Raw genomic sequence first — 15,252 nt, forward strand, 5'->3', positions numbered from 1 at the left:
TTGAATCGCTCTAAGCTTTTAATCGAATGCCCCGATGGCTCCATTTATAGCTAAGTAATAACTTTTGAGCTTTAGCTGTGACTTTCCATAAGCTATAGGATTGTTCAGTCTGAGTTGGAACAATCCAACCCTGTGACTGCATTTGCTTTTTTATCCGAAACAATGCCTTATGGTTAATCTGAGCGCAGGCAACAGCATGAGCACGAGGTAACTCCTGACGAGCATCTTCTAGGCCAGCCTGATTCAAATATTCATTTAAACATGTCCCAAAATTCTCTTCTGGTGTAGCTGTTTCAAACTGCTTTGCCAATATACTTAACAACTGCGACCAAGTCATTTGTCGTTGTCGTTTCAGCTCTTTAAAATTGCCATCCTGAAATGCTTGAATTTGATATTCAAATGCAAAAACATCTTGAGGAGCAACTTCATTTACTTGAGCTGATGACTCTGTTAATTGCTGTTCTAACTGTAAAATTTTACTTTTTAATACCTTAATTTCATCTTCTAAGTGATGAGCCTGATGAGCAGGAACCCAACCTTGGCCCATATGTTGCTCAATCATTAAAGGCATATTTAAACGGACAGCCAACTCTAGTTCACGTGGAGTTTTAAAGTAAAAAATATGATTCACATCAAGTAATAACTTTTTTCTAAATGCGAAAAATTTATCTTTCAACTGTGGATGTGTTTCTTGTAAATGTATTTCACGGTTTTCGGGCTGCTCATGCATGAACACAATAATGGGTTTAGCCTGACTTAATGCATATTCATATTCTAAAGATAAATAACTCACACCAGAAATTGACTGCTCTCCATACTGACTGCCTAGCAGCAAAACGACATAATCACATTCATCAATCTGTCGACGTGCAAGTGTAGTTGTTAGGGGGGTTCGATGTTCTAATCCCCAAGCAAAAAAACCCATACTGACTAAAGTTTGAGAGAAAACTATACGTTCAGGTTGCATATCTCGACCTGACGTTGAAATAAAGATCTGATAGCGTGTATCGAGCATAACAATACCCTTATCGCCCCATAATCTTAATATGGCCTAAATAAGCCAAGATTATGAACCGCCCCAAATAAAAAAATAAATATAAAAAACGCTTTCTTGTGAATGCCTACAATAGAACTCAACTCAGATTATGTAATGTCCAAGTTAACTCGTGTGGAATCATATGTTGTAAAACAGGTTGCAGTGCCTCGGCATTATTCCCACTAACGTAGCATTCAATGCGTGCAACATTCTGACCTATTTGGTCACATAATAACTCATTTTTTATTAAAATACGGGCTGTTTGTCGGGCAACTGCCAATCCAGAATCAACTAGTGTGAATTGGTTAGCAAAAAGATGATGAATTGCTTGATTTAAGAAAGGATAATGCGTGCAACCGAGCACTAAATAGTCGGCACCTTGCTCAGCAGCTGGCTGTAAAACTTCTTTTAATGCCTTTAAACATGCCTCACCCATTTGCTGACCTGCTTCTACACAAGGAACAAGTTCAAGGCTGGTTAAAGTCATCACTTTAACACCTGCTGGAACAGCAAACTTCTCGACAACATCTTTAATGAGTTGGCCACGAAAAGTAGCAGGCGTCGCCAATACAGCAACCACTTTAGAACGTGTCTGTAATACAGCAGGCTTTAATGCTGGAACCAATCCAACAATTGGAAAGTGTTCTCCATAATGCTCGCGCAAATGATCAAGGCTAAATGCGGAAGCCGTATTGCAGGCTACGACTGCAATTTTACAGCCTTGACGATATAGCCAATCAACAGCACGTGCAGTCAGTTCTCTAATTTCTTCATCAGAACGTGGACCATAAGGCACGTAGGCAGTATCGGCATAATACACAATACGTTCATTAGGCAAATATTTGGCAATTTCTGCTGCAACTGACATTCCTCCAATTCCTGAATCAAAAATACCAATTGGGGCATCTGCTGATGCTTTAGGCATAGGTTCTAGTTCAGAAAATAAAGGTTGTATGGCGGTCATAGCTGTACTGAAGTGTCAGAAAATTTCACTCCCTAAAGCTTAAACCTCAAGTGCCTAATTGCAAGAGCAAATTACCACTTTTTAGCTCTAAAATAGTTTCACCTTTGTCGTTTTCAATCAGTGTTCCATAGTTCACCAAATGATAGAAAGCCTGACGTTGAATCAGCGCGTTAATTCCAAAACGGACATGCACATAAGGGCGTAATTCCCCAGCATATTCACGCATAAAAATTGGATGTTCTGCATCAACCAAAATTACATCTTGATTGGTCGTTGTCAGTTGTAAAAACTGCTCACCTGAAATTTCGACCTGATCTACCTGATTGACTAATAAAGGTTCATCTTCAACTTCGATTTCAATTTGTTCTACAGGGGTTTTCAGGTAGAATTTGCCTTCTTCTTTCCATAGGACTTTGGTAAACAGATCCAATAGAGCTTGGCGCTTAATTAATTGACCTTCGTGCCACCATTCTCCATTGGATTTCACCGTCAAATCCATTTTACCGCAATGCTTTGGATGCCACTGCTCTAAAGGTGGAATTGACCTTTTGTGACTTTGCTGTACATCTTTTAAGTATTGTGCAATGTTCATTAAGTTTTTATCATCAGATAACGGTATTTTTCCCATATCCGATGGTGAATTATTTTGATTTACCATAGTTTATGCCTTGCTGACGAAAAAATGTTACGACTCAGCCAATTGGCTAGATCATGGTTTAAAACTATACTAGCCCAAACGATAAAAGGCACAATAGCATATTTGCGCCTATGGATTAAAACACTCACGGCAGCACCGAATTTTCTAAATATGACGGTTGCCACCTTTAAGTATTGAGGAGTCCTACATGGAACACATCGAACGTGAATCGATGGAGTTTGACGTTGTCATCGTAGGTGCAGGACCTGCAGGTCTATCTGCTGCGATTAAGATCCGTCAATTAGCGATTGAAAAAAACTTACCCGATCTTTCTGTTTGTGTAGTTGAAAAAGGCTCTGAAGTAGGTGCGCATATCTTGTCTGGTGCTGTGCTTGAGCCACGTGCCATCAATGAACTTTTCCCGAACTGGAAAGAAGAAGGCGCGCCTCTTAATGTCCCTGTAACTGAAGACAAAACTTTCTTCTTACTTTCAGACACCACTTCTAAAGAAGTACCTCACTGGATGGTTCCTAAAACCATGCATAACGATGGTAACTATGTGATCTCTTTAGGTAATGTGGTTCGTTGGTTAGGTCAAAAAGCTGAAGAGTTAGAAGTTTCTATCTTCCCTGGCTTTGCTGCATCTGAAGTGCTTTATCATGAAGATGGTACTGTAAAAGGTATTCAAACAGGCGACATGGGTATTGGTAAAGATGGCGAACCAACGCATAACTTTACTCCAGGCTATGAACTTCACGCTAAATACACCCTCTTTGCTGAAGGTTGCCGTGGTCACCTAGGTAAACGTCTAATTGCGAAATATAACCTTGATAAAGATGCTGATCCACAGCACTACGGTATCGGGATTAAAGAGCTTTGGGAAATTGACCCAACAAAACATAAACCGGGCCTAGTCATGCACGGTGCAGGTTGGCCTTTAGCAGAAACTGCTTCTTCAGGTGGCTGGTGGTTATATCACGCTGAAAACAATCAAGTGACTTTGGGCATGATCGTGGACTTGTCTTATGAAAATCCACACATGTATCCATTTATGGAAATGCAGCGCTGGAAAACTCACCCACTGATTAAACAGTATTTAGAAGGTGGTAAACGTATTTCTTATGGCGCTCGTGCTGTAGTGAAAGGCGGTTTCAACTCATTGCCTAAATTGACTTTCCCGGGTGGTTGCTTGATTGGTGATGATGCAGGTTTCTTAAACTTTGCAAAAATCAAAGGCTCACACACTGCTATGAAATCTGGCATGTTATGTGGTGAAGCTGTATTTGAAGCCATTGCTGCAGGTGTAGAAAAAGGCGGTGATCTTGCCATTGCACGTGTTACTGAAGGCGAGGATTTATTCGTTAAAGAATTGACTTCATACACTGATAAATTTAACAACAGCTGGTTAAAAGAAGAGCTTTATAACTCTCGTAACTTTGGCCCAGCAATGCATAAATTTGGTCAATGGATGGGTGGTGCATTTAACTTTATCGACCAGAATGTCTTTAAAGTGCCATTCACTTTACATGACTTGAAGCAAGACTTTGCTGCATTGAAAACTGTTGATGCAACAAGCTTTAAACCAAACTATCCAAAACCAGATGGCAAGCTTACATTTGACCGTTTATCTTCAGTATTTATCTCAAACACTGTACATGAAGAAAACCAGCCAGCTCACTTGAAGCTTACTGACCCTTCAATTCCAGTGAATGTGAACTTACCAAAATGGGATGAGCCTGCACAGCGCTACTGCCCAGCTGGTGTTTACGAAATCATGGAAAATGATGATGGCTCTAAACGCTTCCAGATTAACGCAGCGAACTGTGTTCACTGTAAGACCTGTGATATTAAAGACCCATCTCAAAATATCACATGGGTAACGCCTGAAGGCGGTGGTGGTCCGAATTACCCTAATATGTAATAAAAAAGCCCCGATTATTCGGGGCTTTTTTATTAGTATCCGCTTATTGAAAAGGCGGTATTTTTGCTACGTTTAAATTAATATTCTTTTTATAAAAAATAAATGTGCCTAATAAAAATAAGCCAAGAAAACCAAAGTTTCGCGCTAAATCGAAGTACCAAACCGATTTACCAAGTAATAAATCAAGAATTAACATGAACCCTATAAATCTTATATGTAAGATCAAACTCATCTTTATCTTTGGTTCAGGAGCAAAAGATGTATTTCTATAACCGAGTAGAATAGAACCTAAAACGATGAGAATAGATATAATAATGATAGCGACAGTTTCAGATAACCAAGAGATCTCTAAATGTAATAACCCAGCAATTGAGAAAAACCAAAGAAAAATAAATAAACTTCGTTTCACAAAATAATCATTCATTTTCATACGTCATTTATATACTTAATTTTATAAATTATATAACGATTCTTATTTGTAAAAAATTATCATTTCAAATTAAAATTGAATTATTCATGGCTTCTAATCGTCGTTATTAGAAGCCTTATTATTCTATTAACCTTTCTTCACTAAGTAATGAAATTCTTTATGACCATTTTCATCTAAGCGTTCTTCTTGTAACAACAACTCATGGCCTAAATGCATACAAAATTTAGGAATATCCCAAGAGGTCGAATTATCTGTTGCAAAGACTTCAACCACATCGCCTGACTTAGATTTTCGGATGGCTTGATGCAACATCATCACAGGTTCCGGACAACGTAAACCACGCGTATTGAGTTGTACAGTAGGTGAAATGGGTTGCTCTGACATAACAAACTCGAACAAATAGAATTTTCACATTTTAGCATAAACAAATTACTGAGCTGTTAACTGTAACTGGCTTTTACATAACAATATACGTTTTGTCTTTTAGCTTGTTTTATAGATGCATAAGCATCTTTTCTTCGGTATGATCTGTGTATTCATTTGATACATTGAGTCTTTAGGAAAGATCATGCAAGAGGAACCAAGTCCGTCGTGGGGAATGCGAGGCTTACGAAAATGGTTAGGTACAGCGCCAGAAACCCGTGATGAATTATTAAAATTAGTCCAAAATTCACGCCGCTTTTTAGAACCAGATACTGTTGCTATGCTTGAAGGCGTTCTTGACCTTCCAGCTACAAAAATTCGTGAAGTCATGACGCCACGAACAGCAATGATCAGTTTACAAGAAGATGATCAATTACTTGATATTCTTGATGTACTGGTCGAGTCTGCTCACTCACGCTTTCCCGTCTTCTCTGCCGATCAGCCTGACAATGTTGTCGGGATTTTGCTCGCAAAAGATTTGTTGCCGTTTCTAACTGAACCGAATACCAAAGTTGATATTCGAGTTCTTATGCGCCAACCGTTATTTGTTCCTGAAAGTGCACGTTCCGATCAAGTACTACGCATGTTAAAACATACTCAGACTCACATTGCGATTGTGATTGATGAATATGGTTCAACAGCAGGTCTTGTTACGCTTGAAGATATTCTTGAAGAAATCGTTGGTGAAATTGAAGATGAGCACGACACTGTCGATGAAGATGCTCAGTACATTGTTCCTGACAATGACCATACGGTAGCAAATGCATGGATGGTGCAAGCACTTACACCAATCGAACATTTCAATACTGTTTTAGATGCTGATTTTTCTGACGATGAAGTAGAAACTGTCGGCGGTTTATTGCTTCAAGAGATTGGTCTAGTAAGTGATTTACAAGGTCAAACTGTTGAGCTTGGAAATTGGTTATTTACAATCGTTGAAGCAGATGCCCGCACTATTCATCTGATTCGAGCTGTACGTCAATGAGAGCATACTTTGAAAAGCTGTTAGATTCTTCGCAACAACAAAAACAGCTTCCTTTAATTTTCCCTTTACTCATTGCTTTATTTTCAGGTGCCGTATTCAGTTTTTCACTGGCACCTTATTATTGGTGGTGGTTGGCAATTTTATCTCCAGCCTTACTCTATGCAACATTACACAAGCGTTCAGCTAAACAAGCCTTTGCTATTGGTTGGAGCTATGGATTTGGCTTATGGTTTGTAGGCGCTTTCTGGCTCTATACTTCCATCCATGTATATGGCGATACCAATGCTTTTCTAAGCGTATGTATGATTGCTGTTATGGCCCTTGTGATGGGTCTATTTACGGCATTTCAGACATGGGTTTACCGACGATTCTTCCCTGAAACACCACTTACTTTTGCCCCACTTTGGATTGTTTTCGAATGGGCGAAAACTTGGGTATTTACAGGTTTCCCATGGTTATTTGTAGGTTACGCTTTTACTGAACGCTTACTCGATGATTATGCACCGCTATTTGGTATTTATGCAATTTCCTTCGTCGTCATTGTATTAGCGTGTGCTTTAGTCGAAGTCCTGCGTAAACGTATTTTCTGGGTTATCCCTTCTGCTCTGTTAGTTTTGGGTGCATGGGGAGCGTCATATATACAGTTTGTAAAACCTAAAGATGCCAAGCCGCTTAGCGTTTCGCTCATTCAAGGTAACATTCCACAAGATTTAAAATGGCTGACTGAATACCAAGTTAGAACATTAGAAATTTATGCTGGTTTGACACAATCTGAATGGGGCCGTGACCTCATTGTATGGCCTGAGTCTTCAATTCCGCTTTTCCAAACCGACATTGAACCGTTTTTGGATGCAATGGATGCACAAGCTAAAAAGAACCATACTGCATGGGTAACCGGCATTCCTTACTGGGATGTTGCAAAATCACATCAAGTCGGCAGTCCGCTTTATTACAACAGTATTATGGCTTCGGGGAGCGATTCAAGCGGTCTCTATAAAAAACAGCGTCTTGTTCCTTTTGGCGAATATATCCCGCTTGCTGGGTTACTTTCTTGGGTATTACCCGCTATGCAAAATGATGTGAGCATGAGCGGTTTTACACGTGGTGAGAGCGACCAGAAACCACTCTTAATTAAAGGGCATGCGCTTGCTGCTGCAATTTGTTATGAAGTGGCTTATCCAAACCTGACAAGACGTAATGCAGAAGACAGCGACTTCTTGGTGACTGTATCGAATGATGCTTGGTTTACGGGTACTGCTGGGCCTTGGCAACATTTACAAATGGTGCAGATGCGCGCGAAAGAAAATGGCCGCTGGTTTATTCGTGCAACCAACACAGGTGTAACAGCGTTTATTGATCAAAATGGTCATATCACTGAACAAGCACCAATCGATAAAGAGTTCGTCTTGAGAGGGGATTTACCTGCTATGCAAGGCCAAACTCTTTATAACCGTTTAGGCGATTATCCAATTTTAGGATTTGCGCTCTTATTGCTGATTTTAGGTTGGGTTTACCGTCCACGTAAAGTTGACGTTTCTTTTAAATCTCGTCGCTAAATCATAATAACTTTGTACCCAGAGGCACTTCAAACTCTGGGATACAAAGTGCTACATCACCATCTGCGTTATGAAATCCTGTCACCAAACATTCTGACTGAATAGGACCAATTTGTTTTTTGGGAAAATTCACTACAGCAACAACTAACTTACCAATCAAATCTTGTGGCTGATAAAGCTTTGTAATCTGTGCACTTGATTTACGTACACCCAATTCCTCACCAAAATCCACATGCAAAATATAAGCAGGTTTACGCGCTTTTTCAAAAACTTCAGCTTGAATAATTTTACCAACGCGAAACTCTACTTTTAAAAAATCATTCCACTCGATTTGTTCCATTTCATATTTCCCATGTTCTTAAGTTACTGATTTGAAGCATATAATATGTACAAATGAAGAAACACCCTGTTTTTAAGTCCAGTTAAAAAATAAAACGTAGATGTTTAGTCTACGTTTTATCTAAAAATTTGTTTTTAAAATATTATTAAAAAGCGATTGATAATTGCAAAGATAAATAAGCAACTAAACTCGATAAAAAGACCATAGGTACATAACGGTAAGCTTTAAAAAGAAATTGCTCATATTTAGTTGATATTTGTTTAGCTTTCCAGACACTCGCTTTTAATGCTGTAAAGAAGCTCACCATTAACCATGCGCTCACAATACTTAATGCGAAGAAACCAATCATAATTTGGCTACTTCCCTCTGTACTCAGCCATAACTTTAATGAAACTTCAGCAATCGGCAACAAACCCAAAATCAATAGGACAGACTTGAGCATTACCCAATGAAACTGCGTCATTTCATCTAATATGAGAAATGCTTTCATTTAATCTCTCCTTTTAATTGAATAAAGTGCTTTTTAATTATTATGCAAAGGTTTTATTTAAATATATAGCTTATTTTTCTCTACATTTTAACTTTCTTGTAACTATTAAATATGGGAATAATTCTTATTATAAATCTCAAACATCCACATTAACTTTAGTTTATATTTTTCAGTTAGTTATTATATTTTACTGATTGAGAGAGATTATCAATTCGTATTTATCATTTTATCTTTTAACTGAATTGATAATCTCCATTACATTTTAATTAAGGTTGATAATAAATATCTGCATCATTACCTTCACCGCCTTCTTTGCCATCTGCTCCAAATGAGTACAAGTCAAAAGCTCGACCATCTGCCCCAGGAATGACGTATTGAATATCGTTTTTCCAACTATCTTTAGGATAACCACCTTTTACATAGCCACCCGGCATCCAGTTTTTCGCCGTAGCTGGCTGGTTAACCAAAGCATCTAGCCCACCTTCTTGCATGGTTGGGAAATGCCCATTATCAAGCTTGTACTGATCTAAAGCACCCGCCACACCCTTTAATGCAATTTGAGTCGTATCAATTTTGGCTTTTTCACTACGCCCCATGACATTTGGTACGATTAAAGCTGCTAACACACCTAAAATTACAATCACGACCATGACTTCAATGAGAGTAAAGCCTGAGGCACGTTTCATTCGGACACCGCTCGAACGTGCCGCAAGTCCGAAAGCTACGCTTGAGGTTTTTTGAGCATCCTTAACGTGCTCTTTTTGTTTCATGACCATCTTCATCATTATCTCTAATATCAAAGTTATTAAATCATATTGTTCATATTTACGATTGGCAGCATAACCGCAATTACAATAACCAGTACAATGCTTGCCATTAAAACCAGCATAAGCGGTTCAAGTAATGCCAGTAAGGTTGAAATAAATGTCGTCACCTCACGGTCTTGCATAGTCGATGCTCGTTCTAACATCCTGTCGAGCTCGCCTGATGCCTCTCCACTTCGAATCATTTGTACCATCATTGGTGGGAAATAACCACTGCGCTCCAGTTGCGTACCTAAGTTACCCCCCTCTGTCACTCGCTCAGCCGCATGAGCAATTGAGTCGCGGATAACCCAGTTGTTGGTCACTGCTGCACCAATTTTTAAGGCATCCACCAAAGGCACACCTGAACGGGTCAAAATAGATAAGGTACTAGCAAATCGTGCAGCATTAATACCACGTGATAGTTTACCGAATAATGGCAATTTGAGTGTTAATCGATCAAAAGCATAATGTCCAGCAGTGGTTTTTAAAAACCGTACGAATGCAACAACACCCACCACTGCAAAAAGAATAATAAACACCCACGCGTGGCGAATAAAATCACTGGCTTTCATTAAAGCGACTGTAATCCACGGTAAAGCATCTTTATTTTGATCAAAAGTTTTTACAATCTCTGGCACAACATAAGTCATTAAACCCATCACAATACCAAACGACATCAGCATTAAAATGATTGGATAAATCATTGCGCCCTGAACTTTCTTTTGCATGGCAAAGCGGTTTTCGGTGTAATCCGAAAGCTGATCTAAAATGAGATCTAAATGCCCAGAGCGCTCGCCGGCAGCCACTGTTGCAATATAAAGGTCAGGGAAACGTCCAGACTGCTGCATACCTTGTGCGAGTGAATGCCCTTCTAAGACTCGAGAACGCACAGATAATAAAAGATTTTGCACATGTGTTTTTTCACTTTGCCTGCTCACGGCGCGCAAAGCTTCTTCAAGTGGAATAGCAGCAGCAACTAAAACCGAAAGTTGTCTAGTCATGAGTGCCAAATCGTAAGCACTGAACTTTTTTTGGAATAACCCCTGACTCTGATGTTTATCTTTTTGTTCAACAGGGTCAACACTAATTGGTGTCCATGCTTTATCGCGTAATTGTTGGCGAATCTGGCGCGCTGAGTCTCCCTCAAGCACTCCTTTTTGCTGCTTCCCTGAAGCATCAATGGCAGTAAATTGATATGCAGGCATGGTAATGTTCTAATTTTCCAAAAATAATAGTCGCTGCTGTTGCATCTATGCTACGCAATCATTCATATTCATTCTATAGCCTGTGTAGAATACCCAAGTCCTCTTCACGACGCTATGCCGTTTTTTAAAATTGACGAAATGAGCCTCTATGACCATAACGCCAAAACCTGATTCAGTTGTTTATCGTGTGCGTGTTGCCGTACCTGTGCATCTGTACGACACTTTTGACTATACACTCACCAAAGCACAATATGAACGGGCTCAGGTAGGTTCACGCGTCGCGATTTCATTTGGACGGCAAAACCTAATTGGTATCATTACTGAAAAAGTTGACCCAAGTGAATCATTTACAGGCACCTTTCAGCTTAAAGCCATTTCTGACCTTTTAGACGAACAGCCTATTTTAGATGAACAAGTTTTAAGTTTATTGACATGGTCTGCCCAGTATTACCAATTTCCAATTGGTGAGGTCATGCAAACCGCCCTACCTGCGTTATTGCGTCAGGGCAAACCGATGGATGTTTTGTTTCATCTTTGGAAAATCACACCATGTGATAATGTTGAAGCACTTCTTAAACGCTCTGTTAAGCAACAAGACGCGTATCAAATTTTAAAGTTACACCCTGCTGGAACTACAGAGAACATTCTTAATTTAAGTGGTGTAGAAACGGCTACACTTAAAGCACTTCAAAAGAAAGGACTGGTTGACTGTACGCTTGAACCACACGATTTTAGCCCATCTCCTGTTCAATTGGCACAAATGCCGCTCACTCTAAATGAAGATCAAAAGAAAGCAACTCAGCACGTCGTAAACGCACAGCATCAATACCAAGCTTTTTTATTAGATGGTTTAACAGGAAGTGGTAAAACTGAAGTTTATCTGCACATCATGCACGAAGTGCTAAAGCAAGGTAAGCAAGTACTGGTGTTAGTCCCAGAAATCGGTCTAACCCCTCAAACGATTTCTCGCTTTAAATCACGTTTTAACTGCGATATTGCCCTATTACACTCGGGCTTAAATGACTCCAAACGCTTGCAGGCATGGCAACAGGCCCAGACTGGCAAAGCATCTATTATTTTAGGAACGCGCTCTGCCATCTATACGCCACTGCCACGTTTGGGTCTCATCATCTTAGATGAAGAACATGATCTGTCTTATAAGCAACAAGAAGGCTTCCGCTACCATGCGCGTGATGTCGCTCTTTATCGAGGTCACTTACAAAGCTGCCCTGTTATTTTAGGTTCAGCAACTCCAAGCATAGATAGTTATTATTTAGTCGAAACTGGCAAATTAACTGCACTGCAACTCAACAAACGTGCTGGACATGCACTTTTGCCTAAAATGCATTTGATTGACCTTAAAATTGTCAAAAAACAGCATGGAATTAGCCAGCCCCTTATTGAACAAATCAAACATACATTAGCTAGAAAAGAACAGGTTTTAATCTTTTTAAACCGTCGTGGCTATGCACCTGTACTGGTTTGTGAAAGCTGTGGGTGGCAAGCAAATTGTCCACATTGTGATGCGCATTTTACATTGCACACTCAGCCTTATTCTTATTTACACTGCCACCACTGCGGTACTGTTCATCGCTTGCCCGATCACTGCCCTGAATGCCAGCAAAAAAGCCTAAAAACCTTAGGTGCTGGAACGGCTAAGGTTGAAGAGCACTTACAAGAACTATTTCCAGACTATGATGTGATTCGGGTTGACCGTGACAGTACCAGTCGTGTCGGTAGCTGGCAAAAAATTTATGACCGTATTCATCAAAACAAACCAACAATTTTGCTTGGCACTCAAATGCTGGCAAAAGGTCATCATTTCCCACACGTGACTTTGGTTGCCATTTTAGATATTGATGCGGGGTTACTTAGTGTCGACATTCGTGCGCCAGAACGTACTGCACAGTTAATTGTACAAGTCGCGGGTCGTGCAGGCCGTGGTGAACATAAAGGCCATGTTTATTTACAAACCCTAAGACCAGATCACCCTTTACTGACCACGCTCATCGAAAAAGATTATCGGGCGGTTGCCAAACAGACTCTTGCGGAACGTAAAGTTGCTTTGCTGCCACCTTACCGTTATGCAGTACTGATACGTGCGGAATCCAAAGATCGTGACTATACCTTGCAATTTTTAAATGAAGCGGCAGAACATTTACGCCAAATTGCGGGTGAAATTGTTGATATTTGGGGGCCAATTCCAGCCCCTATGGAGCGTAAAGCTGGACGCTACCGCGCCCACATGGTGATTTTATCTGCTGACCGTGCTCGCCTCCATTTTTACTTAAGACAATGGTGGTCACAATTGGTTCATGCACCTCGGCAGCATCAACTTCGACTCTCAATTGATGTTGATCCGCAAGAATTTAATTAGATGGCTTGAATATCATGGTGTGAAGAAGCCTTTTTGGCTTTACACTTAAAAGAGACTAATACATTCGAGGCAATGAATGTCATTCTTACTGCAAGCAACAATTTTTCTTGGAGCTTCTCTGATTTTAGTCCCTCTTGGCAAACGCCTAGGGATAGCAACAGTTTTAGGCTATTTATTTACAGGAATACTTCTAGGTCCTAGTGTTTTAAATATTGCACATGACCCTGAAGCGATTATGGAACTTGCCGAATTTGGCGTTATCTTATTAATGTTCCTGATTGGTTTAGAGTTGCGCCCACAACGTTTATGGGAAATGCGTAACTCTATTTTTGTAATGGGAAGTCTGCAAGTCCTCATTAGTGGGGCCATTCTTATGCTGATCGTACTGTTACTCTTTCAACAGCAGCTTTCTGTCAGCTTTGTGATTGGTTTTGCCCTTGCGCTGTCTTCCACCGCTTTTGTATTACAACTTCTGACTGAAAAGCAGCAACTCAATACGACTTATGGTCAGCAGTCTTTTTCCATTTTACTTTTCCAAGATATAGCGGCTATCCCCTTACTTGCCATTATTCCACTCTTGGCAGGAACAGAATCAACCCATCATGGGGTGGCTTATTTTGCGGCTATCATTGCAACCTTTACTGGTCTATTTCTGTTTAGTCGCTATGTGATGCGTCCATTCTTCCGCTTTGTTGCCAAAAGTGGAGCGACTGAACTTATTACAGCAGTAGGATTATTTATTATTCTTGCTGTTGTCTTGCTTATGGACACTTTAGGAATTAGCACTACATTAGGTGCATTCCTCACAGGTGTATTATTAGCAGATTCAGAATTTCGCCACGAAGTTGAAGCGAGTATTGCACCATTTAAAGGTTTATTGCTTGGCTTATTCTTTATGACCGTTGGCATGACCACACAGCTGTCACTGCTCATTGAAATGCCTTTGCTTATTATTGGTGGTGCAGTCTGTTTATTACTCATCAAAACGCTGATATTGACCGCTATTGCCCGCTATAAAAAATACAGTTGGAATAACAGCTTGCTTTTAGGTACTTGCTTGGCACAAGGCGGAGAATTTGCTTTTGTAATTTTGAGTCTTGCCAAAAGTGAGAAGGTTTTAACTCAAGCTATATTAGAACCCGTGACTCTGATCGTGACGTTGTCGATGGTACTTACTCCAGTAATTTACTGGATCATGGCAACTCAGGTCATTCCTCTGTTTAATAAAGAGCGTCCTCCCGAGTATGATGAAATTCCTCAGCAGGATAACCCGATTATCATTGCCGGCTTTGGTCGATTTGGACAAATCATCGCGCGTATTGCTCGCCTACAACATTTAGGCTTTACTGCAATCGACAACAATCTTCATCAAGTGGACTTTGTTCGTCGCTACGGCGGTAAGCTCTATTATGGCGATGTAACCCAGCCCGATTTACTGCGTTCTGCCGGTATTGAAAAAGCCAAAGTATTTATTTTAGCAATCGATGATGTTGAAGACTCTATGAATGTCGCACGTCATCTTAGATTAAATTATCCAAACTTAAAGCTGTTGGCTCGTGCTCGCGACCGTCACCATGTCCATCTTTTAAGAGATTTAGGTGTTGAATACATTTGGCGTGAAACGTATCTATCTTCATTAGGTATGGCTTACCGCGCTTTGCGAGAACTCGGTATCTCTGATGAACAAGCCTATAACAATATCGAAATCTTTCGGGATTATGATGAGAAATTGCTTATACAGCAGCAAAGTATTTATACAGACGAACAGAAGATCTTTGAAACACATCGTAATGCCTTAGCCGAGCTTGAACATTTGTTTGAAAGTGATGCGCAGCAACAGGCTACATCAAAACATGATGTAAATTTAAAGCGTCATTTACAACCAAATCGCATCGACATTACAAGAGATCATCTAGAATAACTTGAGATTTCAGAAAATGGCTATATTAAGGACTTATTCACATTGCCTAAATAATTGGACAATGGGCACAAAGCTGCCCCCTGTCCGGCTTGCGGCTTCGCTGCATTTCCTAAGCTTGATTAAAACGAAATAGTTATACTCTGCTTAGGGCCCTGGAGAAT

The 15,252-nt window shown here is 40.0% G+C and carries 14 protein-coding genes; 5 read left to right on the forward strand and 9 right to left on the reverse strand.

What is annotated here, in order from left to right:
• Positions 1 to 10: 10 nt before the first annotated feature.
• From KTJ10_RS09045 to KTJ10_RS09055, 3 genes are all read right to left on the reverse strand, one after another.
• Positions 11 to 1,015 carry a DUF4062 domain-containing protein gene (locus KTJ10_RS09045; protein WP_262441838.1) on the reverse strand — a complete coding sequence of 335 codons (1,005 nt, stop codon included), beginning with the start codon at positions 1,013 to 1,015 and terminating at the stop codon, positions 11 to 13.
• A 118-nt stretch (positions 1,016 to 1,133) separates the two neighbouring features.
• Positions 1,134 to 2,000, reverse strand: coding sequence for a glutamate racemase (murI, locus tag KTJ10_RS09050; RefSeq protein WP_086264321.1), 867 nt, complete (start codon positions 1,998 to 2,000; stop codon positions 1,134 to 1,136).
• A gap of 46 nt (positions 2,001 to 2,046) precedes the next feature.
• Positions 2,047 to 2,658, reverse strand: coding sequence for a DUF1285 domain-containing protein (locus tag KTJ10_RS09055; protein ID WP_202733166.1), 612 nt, complete (start codon positions 2,656 to 2,658; stop codon positions 2,047 to 2,049).
• Positions 2,659 to 2,845: 187 nt separating this feature from the next.
• Between KTJ10_RS09055 and KTJ10_RS09060 the strand changes: the two genes are divergently transcribed.
• Positions 2,846 to 4,558: an electron transfer flavoprotein-ubiquinone oxidoreductase gene (locus KTJ10_RS09060; RefSeq protein WP_199977343.1), complete on the forward strand. Its 1,713-nt coding sequence runs from the start codon at positions 2,846 to 2,848 to the stop codon at positions 4,556 to 4,558.
• 43 nt (positions 4,559 to 4,601) lie between these two features.
• On the opposite strand, the gene KTJ10_RS09065 is transcribed toward KTJ10_RS09060, so the two are convergent.
• Together KTJ10_RS09065 and tusA are read right to left on the reverse strand one after the other, a co-directional pair.
• Entirely contained in the window at positions 4,602 to 4,982 is a 381-nt protein-coding gene (locus KTJ10_RS09065; RefSeq protein ID WP_199977341.1) for a hypothetical protein, read from the reverse strand.
• Between the two features lie 132 nt (positions 4,983 to 5,114).
• Positions 5,115 to 5,372, reverse strand: coding sequence for a sulfurtransferase TusA (tusA, locus tag KTJ10_RS09070; RefSeq protein ID WP_002053527.1), 258 nt, complete (start codon positions 5,370 to 5,372; stop codon positions 5,115 to 5,117).
• A 184-nt stretch (positions 5,373 to 5,556) separates the two neighbouring features.
• On the opposite strand from tusA, the gene KTJ10_RS09075 reads away from it, so the two are divergent.
• Complete coding sequence (locus KTJ10_RS09075) at positions 5,557 to 6,396, forward strand: HlyC/CorC family transporter (protein ID WP_002114976.1); 840 nt, start codon at positions 5,557 to 5,559, stop codon at positions 6,394 to 6,396.
• Entirely contained in the window at positions 6,393 to 7,952 is a 1,560-nt protein-coding gene (lnt, locus tag KTJ10_RS09080; RefSeq protein ID WP_262441839.1) for an apolipoprotein N-acyltransferase, read from the forward strand. Before KTJ10_RS09075 ends, lnt begins: the two co-directional genes overlap by 4 nt.
• Before the next feature lies 1 nt (position 7,953).
• On the opposite strand, the gene KTJ10_RS09085 is transcribed toward lnt, so the two are convergent.
• The 4 genes from KTJ10_RS09085 to gspF form a co-directional block, all read right to left on the reverse strand.
• Entirely contained in the window at positions 7,954 to 8,292 is a 339-nt protein-coding gene (locus tag KTJ10_RS09085) for a tRNA-binding protein (RefSeq protein WP_068565260.1), read from the reverse strand.
• A gap of 145 nt (positions 8,293 to 8,437) precedes the next feature.
• Positions 8,438 to 8,782, reverse strand: coding sequence for a hypothetical protein (locus tag KTJ10_RS09090; protein WP_262441840.1), 345 nt, complete (start codon positions 8,780 to 8,782; stop codon positions 8,438 to 8,440).
• A gap of 266 nt (positions 8,783 to 9,048) precedes the next feature.
• Entirely contained in the window at positions 9,049 to 9,564 is a 516-nt protein-coding gene (gene gspG / locus KTJ10_RS09095; protein ID WP_262441841.1) for a type II secretion system major pseudopilin GspG, read from the reverse strand.
• 23 nt (positions 9,565 to 9,587) lie between these two features.
• Positions 9,588 to 10,793, reverse strand: coding sequence for a type II secretion system inner membrane protein GspF (gspF, locus tag KTJ10_RS09100; protein WP_032035418.1), 1,206 nt, complete (start codon positions 10,791 to 10,793; stop codon positions 9,588 to 9,590).
• Between the two features lie 148 nt (positions 10,794 to 10,941).
• On the opposite strand from gspF, the gene KTJ10_RS09105 reads away from it, so the two are divergent.
• Positions 10,942 to 13,170: a primosomal protein N' gene (locus tag KTJ10_RS09105; protein ID WP_262441842.1), complete on the forward strand. Its 2,229-nt coding sequence runs from the start codon at positions 10,942 to 10,944 to the stop codon at positions 13,168 to 13,170.
• Positions 13,171 to 13,246: 76 nt separating this feature from the next.
• Positions 13,247 to 15,091: a monovalent cation:proton antiporter-2 (CPA2) family protein gene (locus tag KTJ10_RS09110; RefSeq protein WP_262441843.1), complete on the forward strand. Its 1,845-nt coding sequence runs from the start codon at positions 13,247 to 13,249 to the stop codon at positions 15,089 to 15,091.
• Positions 15,092 to 15,252 lie beyond the last annotated feature (161 nt).

This window comes from Acinetobacter sp. WU_MDCI_Abxc222, assembly GCF_025514755.1.
GTDB lineage: Bacteria > Pseudomonadota > Gammaproteobacteria > Pseudomonadales > Moraxellaceae > Acinetobacter > Acinetobacter geminorum.

What these genes read in the sequence shown, in the direction of transcription:
- KTJ10_RS09090 (WP_262441840.1), bottom strand. Translation starts at nt 8,782, where the DNA reads ATGAAAGCATTTCTCATATTAGATGAAATGACGCAGTTTCATTGGGTA.
- murI (WP_086264321.1), bottom strand. Translation starts at nt 2,000, where the DNA reads ATGACCGCCATACAACCTTTATTTTCTGAACTAGAACCTATGCCTAAA.
- KTJ10_RS09075 (WP_002114976.1), top strand. Translation starts at nt 5,557, where the DNA reads ATGCAAGAGGAACCAAGTCCGTCGTGGGGAATGCGAGGCTTACGAAAA.
- KTJ10_RS09045 (WP_262441838.1), bottom strand. Translation starts at nt 1,015, where the DNA reads ATGCTCGATACACGCTATCAGATCTTTATTTCAACGTCAGGTCGAGAT.
- KTJ10_RS09065 (WP_199977341.1), bottom strand. Translation starts at nt 4,982, where the DNA reads ATGAATGATTATTTTGTGAAACGAAGTTTATTTATTTTTCTTTGGTTT.
- KTJ10_RS09110 (WP_262441843.1), top strand. Translation starts at nt 13,247, where the DNA reads ATGTCATTCTTACTGCAAGCAACAATTTTTCTTGGAGCTTCTCTGATT.
- lnt (WP_262441839.1), top strand. Translation starts at nt 6,393, where the DNA reads ATGAGAGCATACTTTGAAAAGCTGTTAGATTCTTCGCAACAACAAAAA.
- KTJ10_RS09085 (WP_068565260.1), bottom strand. Translation starts at nt 8,292, where the DNA reads ATGGAACAAATCGAGTGGAATGATTTTTTAAAAGTAGAGTTTCGCGTT.
- tusA (WP_002053527.1), bottom strand. Translation starts at nt 5,372, where the DNA reads ATGTCAGAGCAACCCATTTCACCTACTGTACAACTCAATACGCGTGGT.
- KTJ10_RS09105 (WP_262441842.1), top strand. Translation starts at nt 10,942, where the DNA reads ATGACCATAACGCCAAAACCTGATTCAGTTGTTTATCGTGTGCGTGTT.
- KTJ10_RS09060 (WP_199977343.1), top strand. Translation starts at nt 2,846, where the DNA reads ATGGAACACATCGAACGTGAATCGATGGAGTTTGACGTTGTCATCGTA.
- gspG (WP_262441841.1), bottom strand. Translation starts at nt 9,564, where the DNA reads ATGAAGATGGTCATGAAACAAAAAGAGCACGTTAAGGATGCTCAAAAA.
- gspF (WP_032035418.1), bottom strand. Translation starts at nt 10,793, where the DNA reads ATGCCTGCATATCAATTTACTGCCATTGATGCTTCAGGGAAGCAGCAA.
- KTJ10_RS09055 (WP_202733166.1), bottom strand. Translation starts at nt 2,658, where the DNA reads ATGGTAAATCAAAATAATTCACCATCGGATATGGGAAAAATACCGTTA.